Genomic DNA, 23739 nt, shown 5'->3' with positions numbered 1-23739 from the left:
GGTGGGGCCGGGAGCGCGGGGAACCGGCGATGTCGGCCACGGCCGGGAACGACACCGAGGGCAGCACCCGTGGCGGTGCCGGGCCCGGCGCGGGGGCCGGGCCGTCGCGGCGGGTCGGCAGGCGCCCGGTCACCTCCCGCTCCGAGATCGAGCACGTGGCCCTGGAGATGTTCGCCGAGCAGGGCTTCGAGCACACGACCGTCGACGACATCGCGCAGGCCGCGCAGATCGGCCGCCGTACCTTCTTCCGCTACTACGCCTCGAAGAACGACGTGGCCTGGGGCGCCTTCGACGAGCAGCTGGTCCGGATGCGCGCGGTGCTCGCCGCGCAGCCGCCGGACCTGCCGGTGCTCGCGGGCATCCGCCGGGCGGTGCTGGAGTTCAACCACGTCGAGCCGGCCGAGCAGCCCTGGCACCGGCGCCGGTTGGAACTGATCCTGCGTACGCCCGCGCTGCAGGCGCACTCGACGCTGCGCTACGCCGCGTGGCGCCAGGTCGTGGCGGACTTCGTGGCACAGCGGCGTGGCGAGCCGGCCTCGGCGCTGGTGCCGCAGAGCGTCGGACACGCCTGCCTCGGGGTCTGCCTCGCGGCCTACGAACGCTGGCTGGCCGACGACGGCGCCGAGCTCGCCGCGCTGCTGGACCGCGTCCTGCGCTCCCTCGAACGCGGCTGGGCGACCGAGCTGTCCTGAACCCGGTGATCACCGATCGGGAAGCGGAACGGCCACGGGTGGCCGGATCCCTTCCCGATCGGTGATCACCCCGGGTCCGGGGGCGGGCGACGGATCAGCGGGGCGAGCCGAACAGGCGCTGCCAGAGGCTCGGGGCGGACGGCGCCTCGACCGCGTCCGGTGCGACGACCGGGTCCGCTGCCGGGGCCTCCTGGGCGGCGGGTACCGCGGGGGCGGCCGGCAGCGCGGGCGCGCCGGGCACCGCGGGCGCACCGGGCAGCGCAGGGGCACCCGGTACCGCGGGTGCGCCGGGCACCGCGGGGGCGCCGGGCAGCGCAGGGGCGCCCGGCACCGCGGGCGCACCCGGCACCGCAGGCGCGCCGGGGACCGCGGGATCGACCGGCGCCCCCGGTACCTGCGGAGCGCCCGGCACGGCCGGTGCCTGCGGGAGGGTGGGGGCCGGCACCGGCGGGGCGGGCACCGGCGGCGGCTCGGGAACCTGCTGGTCGGCGACCGGTGCGACGGGCGCACCGGCCATCAGGGGCGCCGGTGCCGCACCCGGGGCGGCCACGGTCCCCGCCGGGGCACCGGGGTTCGCGACGGCATCGGGTGCGACGACGGACTCCGGAGCGGCACCGGTCAGCGCGGCCGGGTCCTGACCGGCCGGAGCAGGCACCGGCAGCGCCGGAGCGCCGGGTGCCGCCGGCAGCATCGGCGCCCCCGGGACGGGAGCGGCCACGGCCCCCGGCGCCGCCGGGACGCCGGGCAGGACGGGCGCGCCCGGGACGCCGGGCTGGAGGGATGCCCCCGGAGCACCGGGCACGACGGGTGCCCCCGGGACGCCGGGCTGGCCGGGCGCCCCCGGGACGAGCGGCTGCGCGGCGTCGGCCGGGAGGGCGGCCTGGCCCGGCACCGCCGGTGCGGCGGGCGCGGGCAGTGCGGCCGCCGGCGCGGCCGGTGCCCCGCCGACGTCGGCGGGTTCGTCGAAGAAGGTGTCGGCGTCGGTCGAGCCGCCGCCGAACAGCGTGTCGACCAGGCGGTCCAGCGGACCGTCCATCGTGTCGGCCGGTGCGGTGCTGAAGGCCGGGGCGATGCTGCCGGCCGGGGCGACGGAGGCACGGACGGGTTCGGCCGCGCCGGCCACGCCGGCGCCGCACACACCCAGGGTGCCGATCATGAAGGTCAGGGCGACGGAGGTGGTGACTCGGGATCGCACGTTCGTTTCTCCAGAGGGCGGTGCTGCACGAGGTGACTGACGGCGCAGAGCTTGCGGTGACCGCGGGTGTTCCACCAGTGACCTGATCGTGGCCACACCCGCCACGGGAGCCCCATCGGTCACGCAGAGACCGATTCGGATCGGGCCAGTCCCGAAACGGGCGACCTCGATGGGGGTACCGGAGGGTTCCGGGAGGGGGCCGGGGCCCGTCCGTCACCCGGCCCGGTGTGTCCCGCCGGGCGGCGCTCACCCATCGGCGTGGAACCCGCTCCGTGCTCACCCGTTCGCGCAGCCGGTGACCGGCGGTGCTCGGATCCGGCCCCGTCGATAACGGTCGGTGATCTCGTTCCGGAGCACCGCGGACGCGGTGCGGAAGATCGTTCGCGCGGTCCGGGTGGGATCCGCTTCGGAGGGTGGTAGCGTCCGCTCCGGTTGCAGTCGTTCTTCTCCCGATCGCCGTGAAGCGTCCGTGTGAAGTTGTGACGGTGGGCTTCGCCGGTGATGCGGACGTGTCTCCGACGCCGCCCGCGCGACCTCCGGCGCCTCGCCGTGAGGCCCGGAACCGCTCCATCTGAGAAGGACAAAGCTATGCCGCAGGGCACCGTCAAGTGGTTCAACGCCGAGAAGGGCTTCGGCTTCATCGCCACCGACGACGAGGGACCGGACGTTTTCGTCCACTACTCCGCGATCGAGGCCAACGGCTTCCGTAGCCTGGAGGAGAACCAGCGGGTCGACTTCCAGGCCAGCCAGGGCAAGAAGGGCCCGCAGGCCGACTCGGTCCGCGTGATCTGACTTCCCGCGGGGCACGACCCCGCGTCGACCGGCGGCGCCGGCGTTCCACGGGAACGTCCGGCGCCGTCGGCATGTCCGGGCCCGGTCAGCCGAACGCGGCCCGGGTCCCGGCCCTGGCCCGGAGCGCGGCCACGACCAGCACGCCGATCCCGCCGGCCGCCGCGACGGCCGAGACCACCCCACCGGCCTCGGTCGTGATCCACAGCAGCGCCCACACCGCCGTCGCCGCGTAGGGCAGCGCCGCCGTCGTCCGCAGGGTCGCGTAGCCGACCGCCAGCACCGCGACGGCCAGCACCGGCGCCGCGCCGAGCGGGCCCAGCTCCGCGCCGGCGTAGGTCAGGGTCACCGACGCACCGGCGACCGTCGCCAGCGACACCCAGCCCGCGTAGAACGCCATCGGGCCGTGCACCAGCAGCCGGTCGGCGGTGCCGGCCGCCGGGACACCGGCGAGCCGCCACAGGACGACGGCCAGCGTCGCGAGCAGCGCGACGATCAGCACCTGGGCCGGGACCAGGTACTCCTGGGAGAAGACGACGATCCAGCCGGCGTTGCACACCGCCGTCAGGACGAACGGCCACCCGGTCGCCCGGTGCACCGGCCGGGCGGGCTGGCCGGGCAGCGACTGGTACACCGCGAACAGCAGCAGGGCCAGGTAGATCACCGGCCAGACGGAGAACGCGATCGTCGCCGGGGTCAGCAGCGACGGGTAGCGGTCGCTGAGCACGCGCTGGGACTCCCCGAAGAAGCCGCTGCCGCCCAGCGACCCGGCCACCGCCTGCAGGACGGCGGCGACCAGCACGGCCCCCGATCGCACCGTGTCGGCCCTGGTCGCCGGGTGCCGGGCCGCCGGTTCGGTGAACGCCGTGGACATGATCGCCTCCTGGAACGGGATTTTCTCTCGATGGTAAAGAAGATCGGCGATTGAGGCATGTCGAGCGGTACGACGACCGGCGCAGCGCCGTGAGCTGCGGGGGGTTGCCACCGGTCGTCGGACCGCGTCGCCCGGTCATCTGCCGTTCACCGGCCGTCGATACGCCACACGGTCGCCCGTTCCCGCTCGTCTCGCCGTCACGTGCCCTCGCCGCGAGGTGCTCGCGAACCCGTGACCGGAGCCCGCATCATGGTGTTGCACTTCACAGACGGGCTCCACGGAGGCGCTCGGCGACACGGAAGGAAGTGGATCTCGATGTCCCGCTGGGACAGCTACCGAGCCGTCTATGGCGCGGAGCTGCGTGCGGCCGCACGCGAGTACACCGACCACGGCTGGCCCCTCGTCCCGGGACCCGGTGCGGAGGTGCTCCTCGCGACCGGGGAGGTGCTCGACGTCGTCGAGGTGCCGACCGCGGTCGGCCGTCAGGTCTGCCGGACGCTGCGCGAGGCGGGCGAGGTCGTGCCCGTCGCCGCGACACCCGAGGGAACGTGGTGGTTCCCGATGTCCCCGCGGCACACGCTGCCGGCCGAGCTGAGCCTGCACGCCGACGTCGTGCTGCACACCGACGGCATCGGCGTCGTCGCCCCGCCGACCGAGCGCCCCGACGGCTGGGTCCAGTGGCGGGTCGCCCCGGCGCGGGTCGGGTACCGGGTGCCCGAGGCCTCGGTCGTCGTCGACGCGATCTGTGACGCGGTCCGGAACCGGGCAGCCGTGTCGTCCGAGCCCGAACGGGTCGAGGCGCTCCAGCGCTGACCCCGAACACGCGCGACCCGGCCGGAGCCGAGGAGCCGGACCGCGCGACCGTGCGTACTCCGCCCGGTGTCGTCCCGCTGCCGCCTCCCACCTGCGGAGGCGCCGGGACCGGCCGGAGCGCACACCGGTAGCGGCGCCCGAGGGGGCACTTCTCCCTCGCCGCGCAGCCGCTCCACCGGCTACGGCCGGGTCCGGCGGGACAGCCCCCGGACCCGGCCGGACCTCCTCGGGGGGCCCCCGGAACGTTCCCCGCGTGCCCCTGAACCGGCCGGTGCCCGATACGCGGCACTATGGAGCCCGTGCAGACCTCGCGAGCGCCGGAACGCCCGGCACCGAGCCCGCAGCGGGACCGGACCGTCGGTTCGGTGCCCGCCACGCCGCTCGGCGGTTTCGGCCCCGGTGACGAGCAGAAGCGACGCGACCTGCGCCGGATGAAGATGGTCGCGACCGGCTTCCTGGTGGGGGCGACGGTCGTGTTCTTCGTCGCCAAGTACCTGGAGGTGGTCCAGGGGCTGCCGTGGGCCGCGTACCTGCGGGCCAGCGCCGAGGCCGGCATGGTCGGCGCACTCGCCGACTGGTTCGCCGTCACCGCGCTGTTCCGGCACCCGCTGCGGCTGCCGATCCCGCACACGGCGATCATCCCGCGCAAGAAGGACGCGATCGGCGACAGCCTCGGCGACTTCGTCGGCGAGAACTTCCTGTCCGAGGCCGTGGTCCGGGACAAGCTGGAGCGGATCGGGGTCAGCGAGCAGGTCGGGCACTGGATCGGCCAGCAGGCCAACGCCGACCGGGTCACCGCCGAGCTCGTCACCGCGGCGCGGGCGGTCGTCACCGTGCTGCGCGACGAGGACGTGCAGAACGTGATCGAGACCGTCGCGGTCCGGAAGCTGATGGAGGTCCCGGTCGGGCCCCCGATGGGCAAGGCGCTGGAGGGCGTGCTCGTCGACGGCGCGCACCGGCGGCTGGTCGATCTGGTCTGCGACCGTGCCTACGACTGGGTCGCCGACAACCAGGACATGGTGCTGCGGGTCGTGCACGACCGGGCGCCGTCCTGGACACCGCGGTTCGTCGACGACATGGTCGCGGACAAGCTCTTCGCCGAGATCCGCGGCTACGCCTGGGCGGTCAAGACCGATCCGGAGCACCCGCTGCGGCACGCCGTCGACCGCTACCTCGCCGAGTTCGCGCAGGATCTCCAGCACGACGAGACCACGATGGACCGCGCCGAGCAGGTCAAGCGCCAGGTGATCGAGCACCCCGAGGTGCAGCACTTCATCGGCCGGGCGTGGACGGTCGTCAAGGGCATGGTGCTCGACGCCGCCGACGACCCGTCGAACGAGCTGCGGCTGCGGGCGCGGGACGCGCTGATGGCCTTCGGCCGCCGGCTCGGCCGCGATCCGGAGCTCACCGCCAAGCTGAACGGCTGGCTGGCCGACGCCGCGTGCTACGTCGTGCGGCACTACCGGCACCAGATCACCACGCTGATCACCGAGACGGTCGCGCGCTGGGACGCCGAGGAGACCTCGCGCAAGGTCGAGCTCCAGGTCGGGCGGGACCTGCAGTGGATCCGGATCAACGGCACCGTCGTCGGGGCCCTGGCCGGGCTGGTGATCCACACCGTCGGCGAGCTGCTCGTCGGCTGACACACCCGCGTCACCCGCCGGTGACGAACGTGGCGCACGCCACGTGACCAGCGCTAGCACTGTGCTTGCAAGAGTTAGCACCCGTGCGTACGGTCGGTGACGTCAGTACGGAGACGGATCGAACCGGAAGGTGCGGCGAATGGCCACCCAGCCCAGGCGCGGCGACGGTGACCGGGCGCCCGCCGACTCCGCGGAACGGGTCGGTCAGGCCGCGGTCGAGCACGTCGGCCAGGTCGTCGGACAGGCCCAGCAGGCCGTCGGGCACGCGGTGGAGGACATCGGGTCCTACATCCGCACCCAGCGGGAGGCCGCCCAGGTCTCGATGCGGCAGCTGGCCCGCTCGGCGGGGGTGAGCAACCCGTACCTGAGCCAGGTCGAACGCGGACTGCGCAAGCCGTCCGCGGAGATCCTGCAGCAGATCGCCAAGGGCCTGCGGATCTCGGCCGAGGCGCTCTACGTCCGCGCCGGGATCCTCGAGGAGCGCCCCGCGGGCCGGGTCACCGACGCGGTCCTCACCGACCCGACGCTCACCGAGCGGCAGAAGCGCGTGCTGCTCGACGTGTACGAATCGTTCCGCCGGGAGAACGGCCTCCCTGTCAGCGCTACCGACACCACCCAGACATTCGACCAGACGAGGACGTGATCACCATGGCCGTGAACCTCCCGACCAGTGCCGACGTGAAGAAGCTGCGCGAGCAGACCGCCGAGCAGGCCGAGATCGTCCGGACCCCGCTGCTGGCGGTGCTCGGCGCCGGCGACCTGGCCTACAGCACCGTGAGCCGGGCCGTCACCGACGCCCGCGCCACCGCGTCCAAGCGCGCCGGCGAGGTCCAGGTCCGCGTGCAGGAGCTCCCGGAGGAGCTCAAGGAGCTGCGCGGCAAGCTGGCCTCGGAGAACGTGCGCAAGCAGATCGAGGAGTTCCGCTCCGAGGTCGAGGGCGTGTACGTCGGCTTCGCGCAGCGCGGTGAGAAGGCCTGGGGCCGGCTGCGCAAGCAGCCGCAGGTCAAGCAGGCCATCGACACCGTCGAGGACCTGACCGAGAAGCTCGACGCCCGGGTCGACGGGTTCGTGGACGAGACCCACGAGGCCGCGACCTCCGCGCTCGGCACGATCACCACGCAGACCCGCTCGGCCGGTGAGAAGGTCGCCCGGCGCACCCAGTCGGCCGCCGGCAAGGCCGCCGAGGCCGTGACCGAGGCGTCCCAGGACGCCGCCGAGGCGATCACCGAGGCCGGTGACGAGGCCGCGTCGACCGCGCGGTCCACCACCCGCAAGGCGGCCGCCAAGACCGACCCGAAGACCGCGACCGGTGCGCGCACCGCCGCGACCCGCAAGCCGGCCACCCGCCGCGCCGCGGGCAACGGCACCACCAAGTGACACCCGGCCGGGCATACCGCCCGGCCCCCTGACGGATGCCCCGACGGCCCGAGCCGCCGGGGCATCCGTCGTGACCGGCGGGCACGGCGTCGACGGCGCGCGTGACCGCGGGTGCCGCGGCCCGTACCCTGGCCTCGTGGAGCTGCTGGCCGACCTCGATTTCTACATCATTCGTGCGATCTGGATCCTCGCGCTCCCGGTGGGCGGCTACGCGTTCCTGCACGCACTGCGCCAGCGCGCCGACGCGTTCACCGCGGCCGGGAAGCTGAGCAAGAACGCCTGGCTGGGGATCACCGGCGTCGGGCTGGTGCTGCTCGTCATCACCCAGGGTCCGATGTACGGCGGTGCGATGTTCTGGCTCGCCGCGATGGTCGCCGTGCTGGTCTACCTCGTCGACGTGAAACCGGCCGTGGTGGAGGTCCAGGACGGGGGACCCCGCTGGTGAGCTGGGCCGTGCTCGGCACGCTCGACGTCGTCCCCGCACTGGAACGGCCGGACCTGCTCGCCGATCCGGTCGCCGTCGCGCTGAAGGAACTCGACGCCGAGCGGGTCGGGGTCGCCGAGATCGACCCGGACCTCGCGGACACCGCGGCCTTCTGCGCGGCGTACTCCTCGCCGCCGGAGCGGGCGGCGAACTGCGTCGTGGTCGCCGGGAAGCGGGCGGGCGAGGTCCGCTACGCGGCCTGCGTCGCGCTCGCCACGACGCGGGTCGACGTGAACGGTGTCGTGAAGAAGCGGCTCGACGCCCGCAAGATCTCCTTCGCCCCGATGGACGACGCCGTCGGGCTGACCGGGATGGCCTACGGCGGGATCACGCCGATCGGGCTGCCCGCGGACTGGCCGCTCTGGATCGCGCCGGACGTCGCCTCGGCCGACGCGGTCGTCGTCGGCAGTGGCCTGCGGGCCGGCAAGCTCGCGGTGCCCGGCGACCTGCTCGCCGCGCTGCCGAACGCGACCGTCGTCGAGGGCCTCGCGCGCTGACCCGTTCGCCCTGAGCGGACACGGCTCAACTCCGGGAAGCAGCGGTGGTGTCCGGCGGTTGGAGCGGACATGAGTGACGTGCTGACGCTCCCGGTCCTGCCCCTCGACGACACCGTTGTCCTGCCCGGCATGGTGGTGCCGGTCCGGCTCGACGCCCCCGACACCCGCGCGGCGGTGGACGCCGCCACCACCGGATCGAACGAGAACGGTGACGACGACGACGGCAGACGGGTGCTCGTCGTCCCCCGGATCGACGGCCGCTACGGCGCGATCGGCGTCGTCGCCGTCCTGGAACAGATCGGCCGGCTCCCCGGCGGGGAACAGGCCGCGGTGGTCCGCGGCGAGCGCCGTGCCCGGATCGGGACCGGCGTCTCCGGCCCCGGCTCCGCGCTGTGGGTGCAGGCCGAGCCGGTCGCTGACGGCGAGCCCACCGGTCGCGTCCGGGAGCTGGCGACGGAGTACAAGGCGCTCGTCGTCGGCATCCTGCAGCAGCGGGGCGCCTGGCAGGTCATCGACTCCGTGCAGCAGACCACCGACCCGGGCCAGCTCGCCGACCTGGCCGGATGGGCGTCCTGGCTGGACGTCGCGCACAAGGCCGAGCTGCTCGCCGAGACCGACCTGACCGCACGCCTGGAGAAGCTCCTGGAGTGGACCAGGGAGCACGTCGCGGAGCAGGAGGTCAGCGAGAAGATCTCGAACGACGTCCGCGAGGGCATGGAGAAGCAGCAGCGCGAGTTCCTGCTGCGCCAGCAGCTCTCCGCGATCCGCAAGGAGCTGGGCGAGGACGACCCGGACGGCGAGGCCGACTACCGGGCCCGGGTCGAGGCGGCCGACCTGCCCCGAGCACGTCCGCTCCGCGGCGCTGACCGAGGTCGGGAAGCTGGAACGGGCGTCGGACCAGAGCCCGGAGTCCGGCTGGATCCGGACCTGGCTCGACACCGTCCTCGACCTGCCGTGGAACGACACCACCGAGGACTCCTCGGACCTGGTGGAGGCCCGCCGCATCCTGGACTCCGACCACGCGGGCCTCGACGACGTCAAGGAGCGCCTGATCGAGTTCCTGGCCGTCCGGGCCCGGCGCAACCGCCGGGGTACCGACACGATCGGCGGCCGCGGTTCCGGCGCGGTGCTGTCGCTGGTCGGCCCGCCCGGTGTCGGCAAGACGTCGCTGGGCGAGTCGGTCGCACGGTCGCTGGGCCGGAAGTTCGTCCGGGTGGCGCTCGGCGGCGTCCAGGACGAGGCGGAGATCCGCGGGCACCGGCGCACCTACGTCGGCGCGCTGCCCGGCCGCATCGTCCGGGCGATCCGCGAGGCCGGGTCGATGAACCCGGTCGTGCTGCTCGACGAGATCGACAAGGTCGGCTCGGACTTCCGAGGCGACCCGACCGCGGCGCTGCTGGAGGTCCTCGACCCGGCGCAGAACCACACGTTCCGCGACCACTACCTCGAGGTCGATCTCGACCTGTCGAACGTGCTGTTCCTCGCCACCGCGAACGACCCGTCTCAGATCCCCGGCCCGCTCGCGGACCGGATGGAGGTCGTCACGCTCGACGGCTACACCGAGCCGGAGAAGGTCGCGATCGCCCGGGACCACCTGCTCCCGCGGCAGATCGGGACGGCCGGTCTGGACGACGGCGACGTCGAGTTCACCGACGTCGCGCTGTCGATGATCGCCGCCGAGTACACCCGCGAGGCCGGGGTGCGGCAGCTGGAGCGGGGCCTGGCGAAGGTCCTGCGGAAGGTCGCCGTGCAGCTGGACTCCTCGGACGGGTCCGGTGCCGGGCGGCCGGTGCACGTCGACGCCGACGCACTGGTCACCTACCTGGGGCGGCCGCGGTTCACCCCGGAGCCGGCCGAGCGGACCTCGGTGCCGGGCGTGGCGACCGGGCTGGCGGTGACCGGCACCGGCGGGGACGTGCTGTTCATCGAGGCCACCTCGATGGACGGCGAGCCCGGCCTGCAGATCACCGGGCAGCTGGGTGAGGTGATGACCGAGTCCGTCTCGATCGCCCTGTCCTACCTGCGGTCCAAGGGCCTCGCCGGGGACCTCGCGCAGCACAAGCTGCACGTGCACGTCCCGGCCGGTGCGGTGCCGAAGGACGGCCCGTCCGCCGGCGTCACGATGACGACGGCGCTGGCGTCGCTCGCGTCCGGGCGTCCGGTGCGGTCGAGTGTCGGTATGACCGGTGAGGTGACCCTGCAGGGCAAGGTCCTGCCGATCGGCGGGGTGAAGCAGAAGCTGCTCGCCGCGCACCGGGCCGGGCTGACCGACGTGATCATCCCGAAGCGCAACGAGCCCGACCTGGACGACGTCCCGGAGTCGGTGCGCGGTGAGCTGCGGGTGCACCCGGTCGCCGACGTGGCCGAGGTGCTGGAGATCGCCCTGGAGCCGGCGGTCGAGCACGCGGCCTGACCGTCCACGATCCGGCGCCCGTCCCGCACTCCGCGGGGCGGGCGCCGTCGTGTGACCCGCTCCTGCTTCGCTGCGGCCCCGCCCTGCTCGCCGCATCCTGGCCCGCTGCGCCCCGCCTGCCGCCGCACTCCGGCCACGGCGCAGCGTCGCGGATCCGCGTGTCGCGCTCCGCGCGTGGGGCGCGACACGCCGCGCCGGGGTGCGGGGGACGGGCACCCCGGCCCGGGTCCGGTGCCCGAGGCGAGTGGGCGGGCCCGGCGGACAGCGACCACCCGGCGCACCCCTGATCAGCTCGTGCACCTCTGCACAGCGTGCCGGGCCCCGCGCGAAGGGTGCGGCGCACTGGAGAACGGTGCACGAGGGCCGGGGTGCGGCACGAGGGCCGGGTGTCGGGGGCTGCGGGGCGGGGTGGGGCCGCTCGCCGGGGTCATCCCGCGGCTCGTCGTGCCGAGATGCAGTGCAGCGGGCCGTGCACGGCTTCGGAGCCCGCTCACGTACATCTCGGCACCGGCCATCCGGGTCGCACGGCTCCCGCGGGCCTCGTCCCGTGCGCACGCGCCGGGTTCCGCTTGCGTCGTCCCCTCCTTGCCTCGGGCCGCGCACCCGTACACCGATCGCGCCCCGCTCCGGTGCGCCGCATCCCCGCTGTCCCCTGCGGCGGGCGCGGGGAGCAACAGAGCGCCGGGATGACGGCTGGGCCTTCGGCGGTCTGCGTTATTTGCAATGATGATGCGAATATTGCAAGAGACTGGGTGTGGCAGCTAGCGTCCCGGGTGCGGGCCGGCGGACCGGCCTGCGCGACGCGGAGAAGAAGGCGAGCGGTCGCCGCGGGCGGCCCGAGGAGGATCGATGCGGATCGCCCGGCTGGAGACGTTCCTGGTGGCACCCCGGTGGGTGTTCCTGCGGCTGGAGACCGACGACGGTCTCGTCGGCTGGGGCGAGCCGGTGGTGGAGGGGCGGGCGCACACGGTCGTCGCGGCCGTCGAGGAGCTGGCCGACGTCGTGATCGGGGCGGACGCGACCCGGATCGAGGACCTGTGGCAGGTCATGACCCGCGGCGCGTTCTACCGGGGCGGACCGGTCTTCTCCAGCGCGGTCAGCGGCATCGACCAGGCGCTGTGGGACGTGCGTGGCAAGGCGCTCGGTGTCCCGGTGCACGACCTGCTGGGCGGCGCCGTCCGGGACCGGGTGCGGATGTACGGCTGGATCGGCGGCGACGACCCGTCGGAGGTCGGCGAGGCCGCGGCGGCCCGGGTGGCCGCGGGGTACACCGCCGTCAAGATGAACGCCGGTGGCCGGATGCGGCCGGTCGAGTCGGTGTCCGAGGTGCGCGAGGTCGTCGAGCGGGTGGCCGCGGTCCGCGAGGTGCTCGGCCCGGACCGCGACGTCGCGGTCGACTTCCACGGCCGGGTCTCCCCGGCGCTGGCCCGGGTGCTGTGCCGGGAGCTGGAGCCGCTGCACCCGATGTTCGTCGAGGAGCCGGTGGTCCCGGAGCTGTCCGGGGAGCTGGCCCGGATCTGCGACTCGACGACGATCCCGATCGCGACCGGCGAGCGTCTGTTCTCCCGCTGGGACTTCGCGCCGGTGCTGCGGTCGGGGATCGCGATCGCCCAGCCGGACCTCTCGCACGCGGGCGGGATCTCCGAGTCGCGGCGGATCGCGGCGGCCGCGGAGACGCACGGCGTCGCGGTGGCGCCGCACTGCCCGCTCGGGCCGATCGCGCTGGCCGCCTGCCTGCAGCTCGACCTGGCCGCACCGAACGCGCTGATCCAGGAGACCAGCCTGGGCATCCACTACAACGTCGGCGGGGACACCCTCGACCACCTGCTCGATCCCGGGGTGTTCGCGCTCGACGACGCCGGGAACGTCGGGCGGCTCACCGGCCCGGGCCTCGGCATCGAGATCGACGAGGCCGCGGTGCGCCGGGCCGCGGAGGACGGGCACCGGTGGCGCAACCCGGTCTGGCGGCACGCCGACGGCAGCCTCGCCGAGTGGTGACCGGCCGTCGGCGGTGATCGACGGAGCGGCGTCGTAGCGGTGCCGTCCCGCCGTGCGGGCCGGGCGGTCAGCGGAAGACGATCGTCCGGCCGTCGTGGACCAGCACCCGGTCCTCCAGGTGCCACCGCAGGCCCCTGGCCAGGACCAGACGCTCGATGTCGCGGCCGCGCCGGATCATGTCGGCCGCGGTGTCCCCGTGGTCGACCCGGGTGACGTCCTGCTCGATGATCGGGCCGGCGTCGAGGTCGGCGGTGGCGTAGTGGCAGGTCGCGCCGATCAGCTTGACGCCGCGCCGGTGCGCCTGGTGGTACGGACGGGCCCCGGCGAACGACGGCAGGAAGCTGTGGTGGATGTTGATCGCGCGCCCGGCCCACGCCTCGCACAGGTGGGCCGGCAGCACCTGCATGAAGCGGGCCAGCACGATCGCGTCCGGCTCGTCGGCGTCGACCAGCTCGCGGATCCGTTCGAACGCCGTGACCTTGGCCTGCTCGCGGAACGGGTCGCCCGGCCGCGGGAACGGCACGTGGTGGAACGGCAGGCCGTGCGCGGTGACGATCCCGCCGAGCGACTCGTGGTTGCCGATCACCCGGGTGATCTCGACCGGGAGCTCGTCGGCCCAGACCCGGCCGAGCAGGTCGTGCAGGCAGTGCTGGTCCTTCGTCACCAGCAGCACGGCCCGCTTGCGCTCGCCGGTGTCGGAGATCCGGTGCGCGCCGCCCAGCTCCTCGGCGACCGGCGCGAACCGCTCGCGGAGCTCGTCGACATCGCACGGCACCGACCCGGCGTCGACGACCTGGCGGGTGCAGAAGACCCCCGCGTCGGTGTCGGCGTGGTAGGCCGCCTCGGTGATCGAGGCACCCAGATCGGCGAGGAACGCCGAGATGCGGGCGACGATCCCGGTGCGGTCCGGGCAGGACAGCGTGATGACGTAGCGGCGGTTCACGACACCCGGGCCAGGGTGAACTCCGTCTCGGCGGCCAGCAGCTGCTCGATCTGACCGGCGACCGCCTGCTCGATCCGGGAGCCGACCAGCGGGACCTTGACGGTGACCTCGGCCCGGATCCGGATCTCGCTGCCACCGGTGCCGACGTCGGCGACCCGCATCACCGAGCGGGCCGTGGCCGGGGTGCCGACGACGGTGACCGAGCCCGTGCCGTCGTAGACGCCGTCGCCGCCGGCCCGCCACTGCTCGGCGCGGTCGATCACGAGGTTCCCGCCGGGGACGAACGACGTCACGATCGACGGCAGGTGCTCGGACGGGATCCCGTGCCGCAGGGTGTAGCGGACGCCGTCCGCGGTCGCCTCGTACGCGGTGACGCCGGCGCCCGGACCGCCCAGGTGCCGCAGCTGCTCGTCGAGCAGGTCACGGTCCACCATCGCCGCGTACACCTTCGACGCCGGGTGCGCGGAGGTGGCGCGGTAGTCGATCGAGCGGGGCATGGGCGCAGGTTACCGTTCACCCGTGAGCTTCCCCGGAACGACCACGACCGATCCCCGGCTGAGTGCGCACACCACGCTGCGCCTCGGTGGCCCGGCTGCCCGGATCGTGCGTGCCGAGGGATCCGCCGAGGTGGTGGACGCGGTCGGGGGCGCCGACGCGGCCGGTGAGCGCGTGCTGCTCGTGGGCGGGGGCTCGAACCTCGTCGTCGCCGACACCGGGTTCGACGGCACCGCCGTCCTGCTCGCCGGGCGCGGCGTCGCCTACGAGCGCGCCGGGGACTCCGTGCTGGTCACGGTGGAGGCCGGCGAGGACTGGGACGACGTCGTCGCGGCCACGGTGGCCGAGGGGCTCGGCGGGCTGGAGTGCCTGTCGGGGATCCCCGGCCGGACCGGCGCGACACCGGTGCAGAACGTCGGCGCCTACGGGGTGGAGGTCGCCGACCTGCTCGTCGACGTCGATCTCTACGACCGCCGCACCCGCACCGTCCGCACCCGGGTCCCGGCCGCCGAGCTGGGCCTGGCCTACCGGACGAGCGTCCTGAAGGGCACCGACGACGCCGTCGTCCTGCGGGTCCGGTTCGCGCTGCGGGCCGACGGCCGCTCCGCCCCGGTCCGCTACGCCGAGCTGGCCCGGACCCTGGGCGTCGAGCCGGACTCGCGCACGGAGCCTGCGGTCGTGCGGGACGCGGTGCTGGCGCTGCGCCGCGGCAAGGGCATGGTGCTCGACCCGGACGACCACGACACCTGGTCGGCGGGCTCGTTCTTCACCAACCCGGTGCTGCCGGTCGCCGACGCCCCGGTGGTCGACGGGCTCGCCGCCTGGCCGGCCGGGGACGGCCGGGTCAAGCTGTCGGCGGCCGGACTGATCCAGCAGGCCGGGTTCACCCGTGGGTTCGCCGGTCCCGGTGGCCGGGTGGCGCTGTCGTCGCGGCACGTGCTGGCGCTGACCCACCGCGGGGGCGGGACCACCGCGGACCTGCTGGCGCTGGCCGCCCAGGTGCGCGACGGGGTCGCCGGCCGGTTCGGCGTCGAGCTGACCGCGGAGCCGGTCCTGGTGGGCTGCACCCTCTGAACCGGCTGCGGACCCACTTCCGGACGACCTTCGATCACCCTCCGGGCCGAACCCCGGGCGCGGCATCCGGCGTACCGTCGGTTGCGGGACGCAAGCGAGTCGGGGGGACGGGCCGTGCGCCGAGTGCTGATCGTGGTCGTGGCGCTGCTCGCCGCGCTGGGTGTCGCCGGGGCCGTCGCGATCGCCGCGACTCCGGCGCAGGACGGGCCCCGGGCCGCGCCACCGCCGGCCGGTCCGCAGCTCAGCTACCAGCCGGCCGCGAACGCCACCGCGGTGAACCCGGCCGGTCCGGTCTCGGTGCGGGTGGCCGGTGGCACGCTCGACGGCGTCACGCTGACCGGCCCCGGCGGGGAGCCGGTCCCGGGCGGGCTCTCCCCGGACCGCACGACCTGGACCAGCAGCGGGAAGCTCGACTACGCGACCGTCTACACCTGGCACGGCACCGCGGCGGGCCCGGGCGGCTCGGCGCCGGTGCAGGGCACCGTCGGGACGCTGGAGCCGGCGCACACGGTGCGGGGCACCCTCAACATCGGTGACGACCGGACCGTCGGCGTCGCCGCCCCGATCGAGATCCAATTCGCCCGGCACGTGGCCGGCCGGGCCGCCGTCGAGCGGGCGCTGACGGTCACCACCTCGACCCGGGTCGAGGGCGCCTGGGGCTGGCTGCCGGACGAGGGCGGCGGGTCCCGGGTGCACTGGCGGCCGAAGGAGTACTGGCCGGCCGGTACCGAGGTCCGGGTGGAGGCCCCGCTGAAGGGCGTCGCCTACGGCGACGGGGACTACGGCGCGGCCGACCTGTCGACGTCGTTCGCGATCGGCCGGGCCCAGGTGGTGAAGGCCGACGCGGGATCACACCGGATGGTCGTCGAGCGGGACGGCCGGGAGATCGCGAACTACCCGGCCAGCTACGGGCTGGCCGACGACCCGGAGCGCAACACCCGGTCCGGGATCCACGTCGTCACCGAGAAGTTCACCGACAAGCGGATGACCTCGCAGCAGTACGGCTACGACGTCGTCGAGAAGTGGGCCGTGCGGATGAGCAACAACGGTGAGTTCATCCACGCGAACCCGGCCTCGGCGTCGGCGCAGGGCAGCGCGAACGTGACCCACGGCTGCGTCAACCTGTCCGAGGCCGACGCGAAGGCCTACTACGACACCGTGCTCTACGGCGACCCGGTCGAGGTCACCGGCACCCCGGTGCAGCTCTCGCCGTCCGACGGCGACCTCTGGGACTGGACGGTCCCGTGGGACGAGTGGCAGAGGTTGTCCGCGCTGCCGTAGCGGGTACCCGCGATCATGACCGCTCCCGAGAACCCCGACGTGCCCGCCGAACGCGCGCAGAGCCGCGCCACCCCGCTCCCGGAGGAGCAGGGGACCCGCCCCGGTGCGGAGGAGATCCTCGCCGAGTCCGAGGAACGGATCGCCGGCGCCCTCGACGGCGACGAGCCGGCCGACGCCGCCGAGGAACACCGCCGCTCGGAGGAGACCCTCTGACTCAGGTGCGCCGGTGCCGGCGGGTGCCGGAGGCCTGGTCCCGCGGCTTCAGCACGATCTGGTCCAGGTTGACGTGCGACGGCCGGGTCGCGGCGAACACGATCGTCTCGGCGACGTCGTCGGCGGTCAGCGGGGTCAGGCCCGCGTACACCGCGGCGGCCTTCTCGGTGTCGCCGTCGAAGCGCACCTCGGAGAACTCGGTCTCGACCATGCCGGGGAGGATCTCGGTGACCCGGATCGGCTCGCCGAGCAGCTCCCCGCGCAGCGTGCGGTGCAGCATCGCCTGGGCGTGCTTGGCGCCGGTGTAGCCGGCGCCGTTGTCGTAGAAGTCCTGGGCCGCGATCGAGGTCACGGTGATGACGTGGCCGTCGCCCGAGGCCCGCAGCTTGGGCAGGAACGCCTGGGTGATCCGCAGCGTCCCCACCACGTTGGTCTCCCACATCCAGCGCCACTCCTGCTCGTCGGCGTGCTCGACGCTCGCCAGCCCCTTCGCCCCGCCGGCGTTGTTGACCAGCACCCGCGCCCCGTCGACGGCCTCGCCGAAGGCGCGCACCGAGTCCGGGTCGGTGACGTCGAGCGGCAGCGCGGTCCCGTCGATCTCCTCGGCGATCGCGGCGCAGCGTTCGACCCGGCGGGCACCGAGCACGACGTGGAAGCCCGCGGCGCCGAGCCGGCGGGCGGTGGCGGCGCCGATCCCGGAGGAGGCCCCGGTGACGACGGCGGTGGGACGGTCGGAACTCATGACCCGAGCCTAGGCGGGGCGCTCCCCGGCGATCAGCGCACGTCGCGCTGGGCGGAGCGGTCCCCGCGCCGGGACGCCGCGCGCTGCACGGTGAAGACGGTGGCGCCGAACAGGCCGACGCCCAGCCCGGCGACGCACGTCCAGAACCAGCCCGACAGCCACGGCCCGCCCAGCAGCCACACCAGCAGCAGGATCGCGATGGCCAGCGCCCACAGCAGCATGCCGCCGAGGATCACCGGCGGGGACTCGTAGAACCGCTGCGGCAACGGCGGCGGGGGCGGGGGGTCGCCGGGCTCCGGTGCGGTCACGGATCCGTAGCGTAGACGTTGCGCGCCAGCAGCCCGGAACCGTTGCACTGTGTCTAGTGTGTCGCCGTGATCGAGCGCCTGTTCCGCGTGTCCGAGCGCGGGTCCACCGTCCCCCGTGAGCTGCGCGGCGGACTCGTCACGTTCATGGCGATGGCCTACATCATCGTCCTGAACCCGCTGATCCTCGGCAGCATCGCGCCCGGCGATCCGTCGGCCAAGACCGACGCACTCGGCGGCATCCTGCCGGTCGCCCAGGTCGCCGCGGTGACGGCGCTGGTCGCGGGCGTGATGACGATCCTGTTCGGGGTGCTCGCGAACTACCCGTTCGCGATCGCCACCGGGCTCGGGATCAACACCCTGCTCGCGGTGACCATCGCGCCGATGATGACCTGGCCGGAGGCGATGGGCCTGGTCGTCATCGACGGCCTGATCATCGTGCTGCTCGCGGTCACCGGGTTCCGGACGGCGGTGTTCAACGCCGTCCCCACGGAGCTGAAGACGGCGATCGCGGTCGGCATCGGGGCGTTCATCGCGATGATCGGGCTGGTCGACTCCGGGTTCGTGCGCCGGCTTCCGGACGCGGCGAACACCACCGTCCCGGTCGGGCTCGGCATCGACGGCTCGATCGCGTCCTGGCCGACGTTCGTGTTCGTGCTCGGGCTGGTGGTCGTCGGCGTGCTCGTCGCCCGCGGGGTCCGGGCCGGGATCCTGATCGGCGTCGTGATCAACACCGTCGTCGCGATCGTGGTGGAGGCGATCGTGGGCGCCGGGCCGGCCGGGCCGGACAACCCGAAGGGCTGGTCGCTGGCCGTCCCGGCGCTGCCCGATCAGGTCGTCGGGCTGCCGGACCTGTCCCTGGTCGGCCAGGTCTCGTTCGGTGCGTTCACCCGGCTGGACATCATCACCGTGGTCCTGCTGATCTTCACCCTGGTGCTGGCGAACTTCTTCGACGCCATGGGGACGCTGACCGGCCTCGGCAGGCAGGCGGGTCTGGCCGACGCCGACGGCAAGCTCCCCAACGTCGGGCGGGCGCTGGTCGTCGAGGGCGCGGGTGCGGTCGCCGGTGGTGCCGGGTCGGCGTCGTCGAACACGCTGTTCGTGGAGTCCGCGGCGGGTATCGCCGAGGGCGCCCGGACCGGGCTGGCGAACGTGCTGACCGGCGTCCTGTTCCTGCTCGCGATGTTCTTCACGCCGCTCTACGCGATCGTGCCGGTGGAGGCCGCGGCCCCGGCGCTGGTCGTCGTCGGGGCGCTGATGTTCCGGCAGATCACCACGGTGGCGCTGGACGAGCTGCGGACGGCGATCCCGGTGTTCCTCACCGTGGTCGTCATGCCGTTCACGTACTCGATCGCGAACGGCATCGGCGCCGGGTTCATCAGCTACGTCGCGCTGTCCGCCGCGACCGGGCGGGCACGGCAGGTGCACCCGCTGATGTGGGTGGTCGCGGTGCTGTTCGTGGCCTACTTCGGTGTGGGACCGTTGCGGGAACTGATCGGCTGACCCGGCAGGGCTTGCCAAGTAAGGCAAGGCTGCGCTAACTTCTGGGTGTCGCTTCGTGGTGGGAGCGGCGCGTCAGTTCGGGACAGGAGAAGGCCCCGGCTCCCCAGTGGAGCCGGGGCCTCCTTCTATCCCCAGTCACACCGGCCCCGCCGCCGAGCGGGAGCCGATGATCCGTTCTCGTCAGGGTGCGTAGATCCGCACCCAGTCCACCTGGAAGTCGAGTGTCTCCGGCGAGCTCGCGTCGAGCGGCGGGATCCAGTCGTCGCCGTAGGGGCCGATGTCCTGCTGCATGGCCAGGTGCATCGGGCGCGGCGGGATCTGCTCCGGATCGGTGGTCCGGAAGACCTCCCGGCCGTCGATGTAGAACACGACCCGGTCCGCCAGCCACTCGACGGCGTAGTTGTGCCACTGCGTGAAGTCGCCGCGGATCGTCTGGCCGACCTGGCTGTTGTCCTCGCCGTAGTGGACGATCGTGTGGGTCTCCGAGCGGTCGCCCTTCGGGATCTCCATGAAGTTCAGCTCGCCGCCCTCGGGCCAGTCCTCGGCGTCCGGCCAGAGCAGCGCGACGTCGCCGTACCCGGTGCCCGGGTTGGTCTTGGCCCGCATCTCCCAGCGGCCGTACTGCTGACCGCCCCGCCAGGCCAGCCCGGCGGAGGTGCGGCCGCGGCTGGTGAGGACGAGCTGGCCGTCGCGGACCGCGATGTTCTCGGCGCGGTGCCGCCCGATCCCGCCGGTGGTCTCCCCGGTGTAGGGGCTCCACTTCGAGCGGTCGAGGGCCGCGCCGTCGAACTCGTCGTTCGCGGCGAGCTGCCAGCCGTTGCGGACGGCGGCCTCGGAGTCCGACCGCGACGCCGGGTCCAGCTCGCTGATCTGGCCGGGCCGCTCCTGCTCGTGCATGCCGCCGGGTGGCGGTGCCGACCGCGGCGCGGGCGGGGGCTGCGACGTGCCGAGCAGGTCCACGTTCGCCGCGACGGCGACGATGCCGGCGAGCGCGCCGACCGCGGCGATCGCACCGAGGACGGTCGGCCAGCGGCGGCGGGCCGGAGCCTCCGGGTCGTCGGGAACGTCGTCCCGCCCCGGCTCCGGATCCTCCTGCTGCACGCCCGTCCTCCTCGTCCCGCGATTGCCTGGAGGGCACGCTAGGAAGGGGCTGCTGTGGGTGCGCTGAGAGCGTGTTTGAGAAGGGTCGGCGTGTCTGCGCTGGATGCGTCCGGGTGTGGTCCATCGTGGAGGAGTGGCTCGGCGTAGGCGGCGGTACCCCTCGGACACCAGCGATGAGCAGTGGGCGTTGATCGAGCCGCTGCTGCCAGCGGCGGGGGCGGGAGGCCGGCCGGAGAAGCACGCGCGCCGTGATGTGGTGGATGCGATCCTCTACGTCGTGCGCGCCGGGTGCGCGTGGCGGGCTCTACCAGTGGATTTCCCGCCGTGGCAGACGGTGTACTGGTACTTCAACCGGTGGGAGCAGCAGAGGGTCACCGAGCAGATCCTCCCGATCGTGCGCCGTCAGCTACGCGCTGATGAGGGCCGCGACCCCGAACCCAGCGCGGGGATCATCGACTCGCAGTCGGTGAGGGGCGCTGACACGGTCGGGCGGGACACCCGCGGCTATGACGCCGGGAAGAAGATCAACGGTCGGAAGCGGTTCATCGTGACCGACACCCTCGGCCTGCTGCTGACCACGATGGTGTGCTCGGCGTCGGTGCAGGACCGCGATGGCGCCAAGTCGATCCTGCTCGACCTCTACCTGCGCACGAGGGTGCGGTTCGTCTACGCCGACGCCGGGTTCGCCGGGCGCCTGCTGGACTGGGCGACCACGATCCTGCACACCAGCGTCGAGATCGTGCGCAAACCGCCTGAGCAGCGCGGATTCGCCGTCCTCCCGCGGCGGTGGGTGGTCGAGCGGACCCTGGCCTGGGTCACCGCACACCGCCGCCTGGCCCGCGACTACGAACGCCACCCCGCAGTGTCCGAGGCCATGATCCGCTGGGCGGCGATCAACACCATCACCCGCCGCATCGCCCGTGGCGAACCCGCCCGACGCCAGCAGAAGTACGTAGTCACACCCTCAACATGATCTTCTCAAACACTCTCTGAGAGGCTCACCCGTCCGGGTTCAGTTGTTCGTGCCGCCGCCCCCGCCGTCCGCGGCGTACTGGCGGACCCAGTCCACCTCCATCCGCGACTCCTGCACGTCACCGCCCTTGGGGAACCAGTCCAGCTGGATGGCGAGGTGCATCGGGCCGGGCGGCTGCACCTTCTGCTCGGTGGTCTCCCACCACTGCTCGCCGTCGACGTAGGCGGTGATCCGGTCCGGGGTCCACTCCACGGCCCAGTTGTGCCACTCGGTGGCGTCGATCTGGACCGAGCCCTGCACCTGGGAGTTGTCCGCGCCGTAGTGGACGAAGATGTTCGTCTCCTGCCGGGACTCGTCCATCATCTCCATGAAGTCGATCTCGCCGCCCTCGGGGAAGTTCTCCGCGGTCGGCCACAGCAGCAGCAGGGCGTTGTACGACGGGTCCGACGCGGGTGCCCGCACCCGGCCCTCCCAGCGTCCGTACTGCTGGCTGCCCTCGGTCCAGGCCATGCCGGCGGTGTTGCCCTCGGAGTCGCCGGTGATGGTGAGGATCCCGTCCTGCACGCTGGCAGCGTCCGGGGTGCGGCGGCCGTTGCCGGCGTGCCCCGCGCCGTCGTAGAGGTTCCATCCGGACAGGTCGCCGGTGAAGTCGTCCGCGCGGACGGGCTCGCCCCAGCCCAGCGTGGCCGCCGCGGTGGTGCCCTCGGCGTCCCCGCCGCCCGTGCCCGCCGTGCTGCCGTCCCCGGAGGGTGCGCCGCCTGCGGTCGGGGAGTCGCCCGAGCCACCTGAGGTGCCGGAGTCCCCGGAGCCGGAGCCTCCCGAGCGGCCGGAGTCCCCGGAGCCGGAGTCCCCGGACCGGTCACTGCCGTCGCGGGAGGTGTCGCCGCCGGTGGTGCCGCCGTCGGACGGGGTGCTCCGGGTCCCGTCCGGCGGGCAGCCGGTGCCGGTGGACCCGCCGGTCGAGGGGGAGCCGCTGTCCGTGCCCGGACCACCCGGGTCGGTGCCGCGGCGCGAGATGTCCTCGGAGCCGGAGCCCGCGTCGGTCCCGGTGTCTCGGCCGGTCCCCGGTCCCGGGGCGGGGTCACCGCCGGATCCGGTGTCGCTGTCGGATCCGGTGTCGCTGCCGGAGCCGGAGCGGTTGTCGGCGTCGGATCCCGAACCGGAGCCCGAGTCCGATCCCGAGCCGGAGTCCGATCCCGAGCCGGAGTCCGATCCCGAGCCGGAGTCGGAGTCCGAGTCGGACCCGCTGTCGGAGTCACCGTTCGCACCGGACCGGCCGTCGGAATCGTCGCTGGAGCCGGAGCCGGAGCCGGAGTCGGAGTCGGAGTCGGAGTCGGAGTCGGAGTCGGAGCCGGAGTCGGAGCCGCTCCCGCCGCCGGATCCCGCGTCCGGATCGGTGCCGGGGCGGTCGCTCCCGGTGTCGCCGGTGTCGCGTGGACCGGAGCCGGTGCCGTCGGCGCTGCCGCCCGGGCCGGTCCCCGGGCGGCTCCCGCTCCCGGTGTCCCCGGAGCCCGTGCCGCCGGACCGCGACCCGGACCCGCCGGGATCGACGCAGACCTCCCCGTCGGCGCCCAGCTCCAGCGGTGGCCGGTCGCGCGCGGCGTCCTGGGCGTTGGAGACGCCCGCCGCCGGCTCGTCGCCCGGGGTGACGCCGAGGACCTCCCCGGCGGGGCCGAGCGTGAACATCAGCACGGTCACCCCCTGGGTCACCAGTCTCTTGATCAGTTCTTCCAGCTCGTCGGCGGTCATCGCCCTGCTCCTCGAGGTCAGTCGTTCACGTCGGGCGTGTCCGTGGTGATCGGGGTGTCGGCGGCCACCGCCCAGCGGCCGTCGATCCCGCGGTGCAGGACGAGCCGGGTCCGCCACCGTTCGGTGCGCGGCGCCGCCCCGGGGGCTGCGGTCGTCGTGCGCACCTGCGCGACGAACGCCGTCCGGTCGCCGCCGGTGGCCGTCCCGGCCGGGTCGAGTGCCTCGACCTCGGCGATCCGGCGCTCACCGGGTCCCGGGGGATCGAGCACCGGCGCGCCGAGCGCGGCCGGGCTGCCCGGCGCGGCGTAGGCGACGGCGTCGCGGCGGCTGCGACCGTCGTCGCCGGGGTCACCGCCGTGCGCCGCCCGCAGGTAGGCCCTGGCGACCGACTCCGCGGCCGACGGCAGCGCCGCCGGGGGCACCGGGTCCGCGCCGCGGTCGAGCCCGGGATCGCCGATCGCCTCCCGGTCCGCCGAGGTCAGGACGGCGGGCCCGGAGTCGCCGGGCAGGAACACCGGCACCAGGATCACGACCGGCACGACCAGGACGGCCGCCAGCACGAGCATCGGCAGTGCGCGTCTCATC

Annotated in this window: 23 protein-coding genes and 1 pseudogene; 15 read left to right on the top strand and 9 right to left on the bottom strand. The window is 73.9% G+C overall.

Annotation, left to right across the window (positions count from 1 at the left end):
* Positions 1-29 precede the first annotated feature (29 nt).
* Entirely contained in the window at positions 30-692 is a 663-nt protein-coding gene (gene mftR, locus AFB00_RS08140; RefSeq protein ID WP_068800115.1) for a mycofactocin system transcriptional regulator, read from the top strand.
* 94 nt (positions 693-786) lie between these two features.
* On the opposite strand, the gene AFB00_RS35585 is transcribed toward mftR, so the two are convergent.
* On the bottom strand, positions 787-1887 hold the full coding sequence (locus tag AFB00_RS35585) for a hypothetical protein (RefSeq protein ID WP_068796725.1): 1101 nt from the start codon (positions 1885-1887) through the stop codon (positions 787-789).
* A 588-nt stretch (positions 1888-2475) separates the two neighbouring features.
* Here AFB00_RS35585 and AFB00_RS08130 point away from each other — a divergent pair.
* The gene (locus AFB00_RS08130; RefSeq protein WP_068796724.1) at positions 2476-2679 is read left to right on the top strand and encodes a cold-shock protein; all 204 of its coding nucleotides are present in this window, start codon (positions 2476-2478) and stop codon (positions 2677-2679) included.
* An 85-nt stretch (positions 2680-2764) separates the two neighbouring features.
* Here the strand turns inward: AFB00_RS08130 and AFB00_RS08125 are convergent, their stop codons facing one another.
* Complete coding sequence (locus AFB00_RS08125; protein ID WP_068796723.1) at positions 2765-3550, bottom strand: hypothetical protein; 786 nt, start codon at positions 3548-3550, stop codon at positions 2765-2767.
* A gap of 315 nt (positions 3551-3865) precedes the next feature.
* Between AFB00_RS08125 and AFB00_RS08120 the strand changes: the two genes are divergently transcribed.
* From AFB00_RS08120 to dgoD, 8 genes and pseudogenes are all read left to right on the top strand, one after another.
* Positions 3866-4363: a bifunctional DNA primase/polymerase gene (locus AFB00_RS08120; protein ID WP_068796722.1), complete on the top strand. Its 498-nt coding sequence runs from the start codon at positions 3866-3868 to the stop codon at positions 4361-4363.
* A gap of 299 nt (positions 4364-4662) precedes the next feature.
* Complete coding sequence (locus AFB00_RS08115; protein ID WP_156819439.1) at positions 4663-6006, top strand: DUF445 domain-containing protein; 1344 nt, start codon at positions 4663-4665, stop codon at positions 6004-6006.
* A gap of 139 nt (positions 6007-6145) precedes the next feature.
* Positions 6146-6649 carry a helix-turn-helix domain-containing protein gene (locus tag AFB00_RS08110; RefSeq protein WP_068796721.1) on the top strand — a complete coding sequence of 168 codons (504 nt, stop codon included), beginning with the start codon at positions 6146-6148 and terminating at the stop codon, positions 6647-6649.
* A 5-nt stretch (positions 6650-6654) separates the two neighbouring features.
* The gene (locus AFB00_RS08105; RefSeq protein WP_068800113.1) at positions 6655-7383 is read left to right on the top strand and encodes a hypothetical protein; all 729 of its coding nucleotides are present in this window, start codon (positions 6655-6657) and stop codon (positions 7381-7383) included.
* A 136-nt stretch (positions 7384-7519) separates the two neighbouring features.
* Positions 7520-7828, top strand: a complete 309-nt coding sequence (locus AFB00_RS08100; protein WP_083275990.1) for a DUF2516 family protein — start codon at positions 7520-7522, stop codon at positions 7826-7828.
* Positions 7825-8364: a YbaK/EbsC family protein gene (locus AFB00_RS08095; RefSeq protein WP_156819438.1), complete on the top strand. Its 540-nt coding sequence runs from the start codon at positions 7825-7827 to the stop codon at positions 8362-8364. Before AFB00_RS08100 ends, AFB00_RS08095 begins: the two co-directional genes overlap by 4 nt.
* A 69-nt stretch (positions 8365-8433) precedes the next feature.
* A pseudogene (gene lon / locus AFB00_RS08090) lies at positions 8434-10777 on the top strand (endopeptidase La).
* A gap of 849 nt (positions 10778-11626) precedes the next feature.
* Positions 11627-12775 (top strand): galactonate dehydratase, encoded by a 1149-nt coding sequence (gene dgoD, locus AFB00_RS08085; RefSeq protein ID WP_068796720.1) that lies wholly within the window; start codon positions 11627-11629, stop codon positions 12773-12775.
* A gap of 67 nt (positions 12776-12842) precedes the next feature.
* On the opposite strand, the gene purU is transcribed toward dgoD, so the two are convergent.
* The gene (purU, locus tag AFB00_RS08080) at positions 12843-13718 is read right to left on the bottom strand and encodes a formyltetrahydrofolate deformylase (protein WP_068796719.1); all 876 of its coding nucleotides are present in this window, start codon (positions 13716-13718) and stop codon (positions 12843-12845) included.
* Positions 13715-14215 (bottom strand): DUF2505 domain-containing protein, encoded by a 501-nt coding sequence (locus AFB00_RS08075; RefSeq protein ID WP_068796718.1) that lies wholly within the window; start codon positions 14213-14215, stop codon positions 13715-13717. The genes purU and AFB00_RS08075 overlap by 4 nt, the downstream gene beginning before the upstream one ends.
* Before the next feature lie 22 nt (positions 14216-14237).
* On the opposite strand from AFB00_RS08075, the gene AFB00_RS08070 reads away from it, so the two are divergent.
* The 3 genes from AFB00_RS08070 to AFB00_RS08060 all read left to right on the top strand — a co-directional run bounded on the left by AFB00_RS08070 (position 14238) and on the right by AFB00_RS08060 (position 16781).
* Positions 14238-15287 (top strand): UDP-N-acetylmuramate dehydrogenase, encoded by a 1050-nt coding sequence (locus tag AFB00_RS08070; RefSeq protein WP_068796717.1) that lies wholly within the window; start codon positions 14238-14240, stop codon positions 15285-15287.
* A gap of 114 nt (positions 15288-15401) precedes the next feature.
* A complete protein-coding gene (locus AFB00_RS08065; protein WP_068796716.1) occupies positions 15402-16568 on the top strand; it encodes a L,D-transpeptidase in 1167 nt (388 codons plus the stop codon).
* 15 nt (positions 16569-16583) lie between these two features.
* Complete coding sequence (locus tag AFB00_RS08060; RefSeq protein ID WP_068796715.1) at positions 16584-16781, top strand: hypothetical protein; 198 nt, start codon at positions 16584-16586, stop codon at positions 16779-16781.
* Position 16782: 1 nt separating this feature from the next.
* Here the strand turns inward: AFB00_RS08060 and AFB00_RS08055 are convergent, their stop codons facing one another.
* On the bottom strand, positions 16783-17523 hold the full coding sequence (locus tag AFB00_RS08055; RefSeq protein WP_068796714.1) for an SDR family oxidoreductase: 741 nt from the start codon (positions 17521-17523) through the stop codon (positions 16783-16785).
* Positions 17524-17555: 32 nt separating this feature from the next.
* A complete protein-coding gene (locus AFB00_RS08050) occupies positions 17556-17831 on the bottom strand; it encodes a DUF2530 domain-containing protein (RefSeq protein WP_083275360.1) in 276 nt (91 codons plus the stop codon).
* A gap of 66 nt (positions 17832-17897) precedes the next feature.
* Here AFB00_RS08050 and AFB00_RS08045 point away from each other — a divergent pair, with 66 nt between their 5' ends.
* Positions 17898-19331, top strand: a complete 1434-nt coding sequence (locus AFB00_RS08045) for an NCS2 family permease (RefSeq protein WP_068796713.1) — start codon at positions 17898-17900, stop codon at positions 19329-19331.
* A 180-nt stretch (positions 19332-19511) separates the two neighbouring features.
* Here AFB00_RS08045 and AFB00_RS08040 read toward each other — a convergent pair whose 3' ends face one another.
* Complete coding sequence (locus tag AFB00_RS08040; protein WP_068796712.1) at positions 19512-20432, bottom strand: glycoside hydrolase family 16 protein; 921 nt, start codon at positions 20430-20432, stop codon at positions 19512-19514.
* A 103-nt stretch (positions 20433-20535) separates the two neighbouring features.
* Between AFB00_RS08040 and AFB00_RS08035 the strand changes: the two genes are divergently transcribed.
* Positions 20536-21405 (top strand): IS5 family transposase, encoded by an 870-nt coding sequence (locus AFB00_RS08035; RefSeq protein ID WP_068796711.1) that lies wholly within the window; start codon positions 20536-20538, stop codon positions 21403-21405.
* A 39-nt stretch (positions 21406-21444) separates the two neighbouring features.
* Here AFB00_RS08035 and AFB00_RS33905 read toward each other — a convergent pair whose 3' ends face one another.
* On the bottom strand, positions 21445-23154 hold the full coding sequence (locus tag AFB00_RS33905) for a glycoside hydrolase family 16 protein (RefSeq protein WP_197519790.1): 1710 nt from the start codon (positions 23152-23154) through the stop codon (positions 21445-21447).
* A gap of 17 nt (positions 23155-23171) precedes the next feature.
* Positions 23172-23738 (bottom strand): hypothetical protein, encoded by a 567-nt coding sequence (locus AFB00_RS08025; protein WP_156819437.1) that lies wholly within the window; start codon positions 23736-23738, stop codon positions 23172-23174.
* Position 23739 lies beyond the last annotated feature (1 nt).

It is taken from the genome of Pseudonocardia sp. HH130630-07, from assembly GCF_001698125.1.
Lineage (GTDB): Bacteria > Actinomycetota > Actinomycetes > Mycobacteriales > Pseudonocardiaceae > Pseudonocardia.
This window is presented reverse-complemented; position numbering and strand designations above follow the sequence as displayed.

Bases quoted from the DNA above. Each gene is read 5' to 3' on its own strand.
- AFB00_RS08110 (WP_068796721.1), top strand. From the start codon at position 6,146: ATGGCCACCCAGCCCAGGCGCGGCGACGGTGACCGGGCGCCCGCCGAC.
- AFB00_RS08060 (WP_068796715.1), top strand. From the start codon at position 16,584: ATGACCGCTCCCGAGAACCCCGACGTGCCCGCCGAACGCGCGCAGAGC.
- AFB00_RS08105 (WP_068800113.1), top strand. From the start codon at position 6,655: ATGGCCGTGAACCTCCCGACCAGTGCCGACGTGAAGAAGCTGCGCGAG.
- AFB00_RS08125 (WP_068796723.1), bottom strand. From the start codon at position 3,550: ATGTCCACGGCGTTCACCGAACCGGCGGCCCGGCACCCGGCGACCAGG.
- AFB00_RS08130 (WP_068796724.1), top strand. From the start codon at position 2,476: ATGCCGCAGGGCACCGTCAAGTGGTTCAACGCCGAGAAGGGCTTCGGC.
- AFB00_RS08120 (WP_068796722.1), top strand. From the start codon at position 3,866: ATGTCCCGCTGGGACAGCTACCGAGCCGTCTATGGCGCGGAGCTGCGT.
- dgoD (WP_068796720.1), top strand. From the start codon at position 11,627: ATGCGGATCGCCCGGCTGGAGACGTTCCTGGTGGCACCCCGGTGGGTG.
- AFB00_RS08075 (WP_068796718.1), bottom strand. From the start codon at position 14,215: ATGCCCCGCTCGATCGACTACCGCGCCACCTCCGCGCACCCGGCGTCG.
- AFB00_RS08055 (WP_068796714.1), bottom strand. From the start codon at position 17,523: ATGAGTTCCGACCGTCCCACCGCCGTCGTCACCGGGGCCTCCTCCGGG.
- AFB00_RS08025 (WP_156819437.1), bottom strand. From the start codon at position 23,738: ATGAGACGCGCACTGCCGATGCTCGTGCTGGCGGCCGTCCTGGTCGTG.
- AFB00_RS08035 (WP_068796711.1), top strand. From the start codon at position 20,536: ATGCGTCCGGGTGTGGTCCATCGTGGAGGAGTGGCTCGGCGTAGGCGG.
- AFB00_RS33905 (WP_197519790.1), bottom strand. From the start codon at position 23,154: ATGACCGCCGACGAGCTGGAAGAACTGATCAAGAGACTGGTGACCCAG.
- mftR (WP_068800115.1), top strand. From the start codon at position 30: ATGTCGGCCACGGCCGGGAACGACACCGAGGGCAGCACCCGTGGCGGT.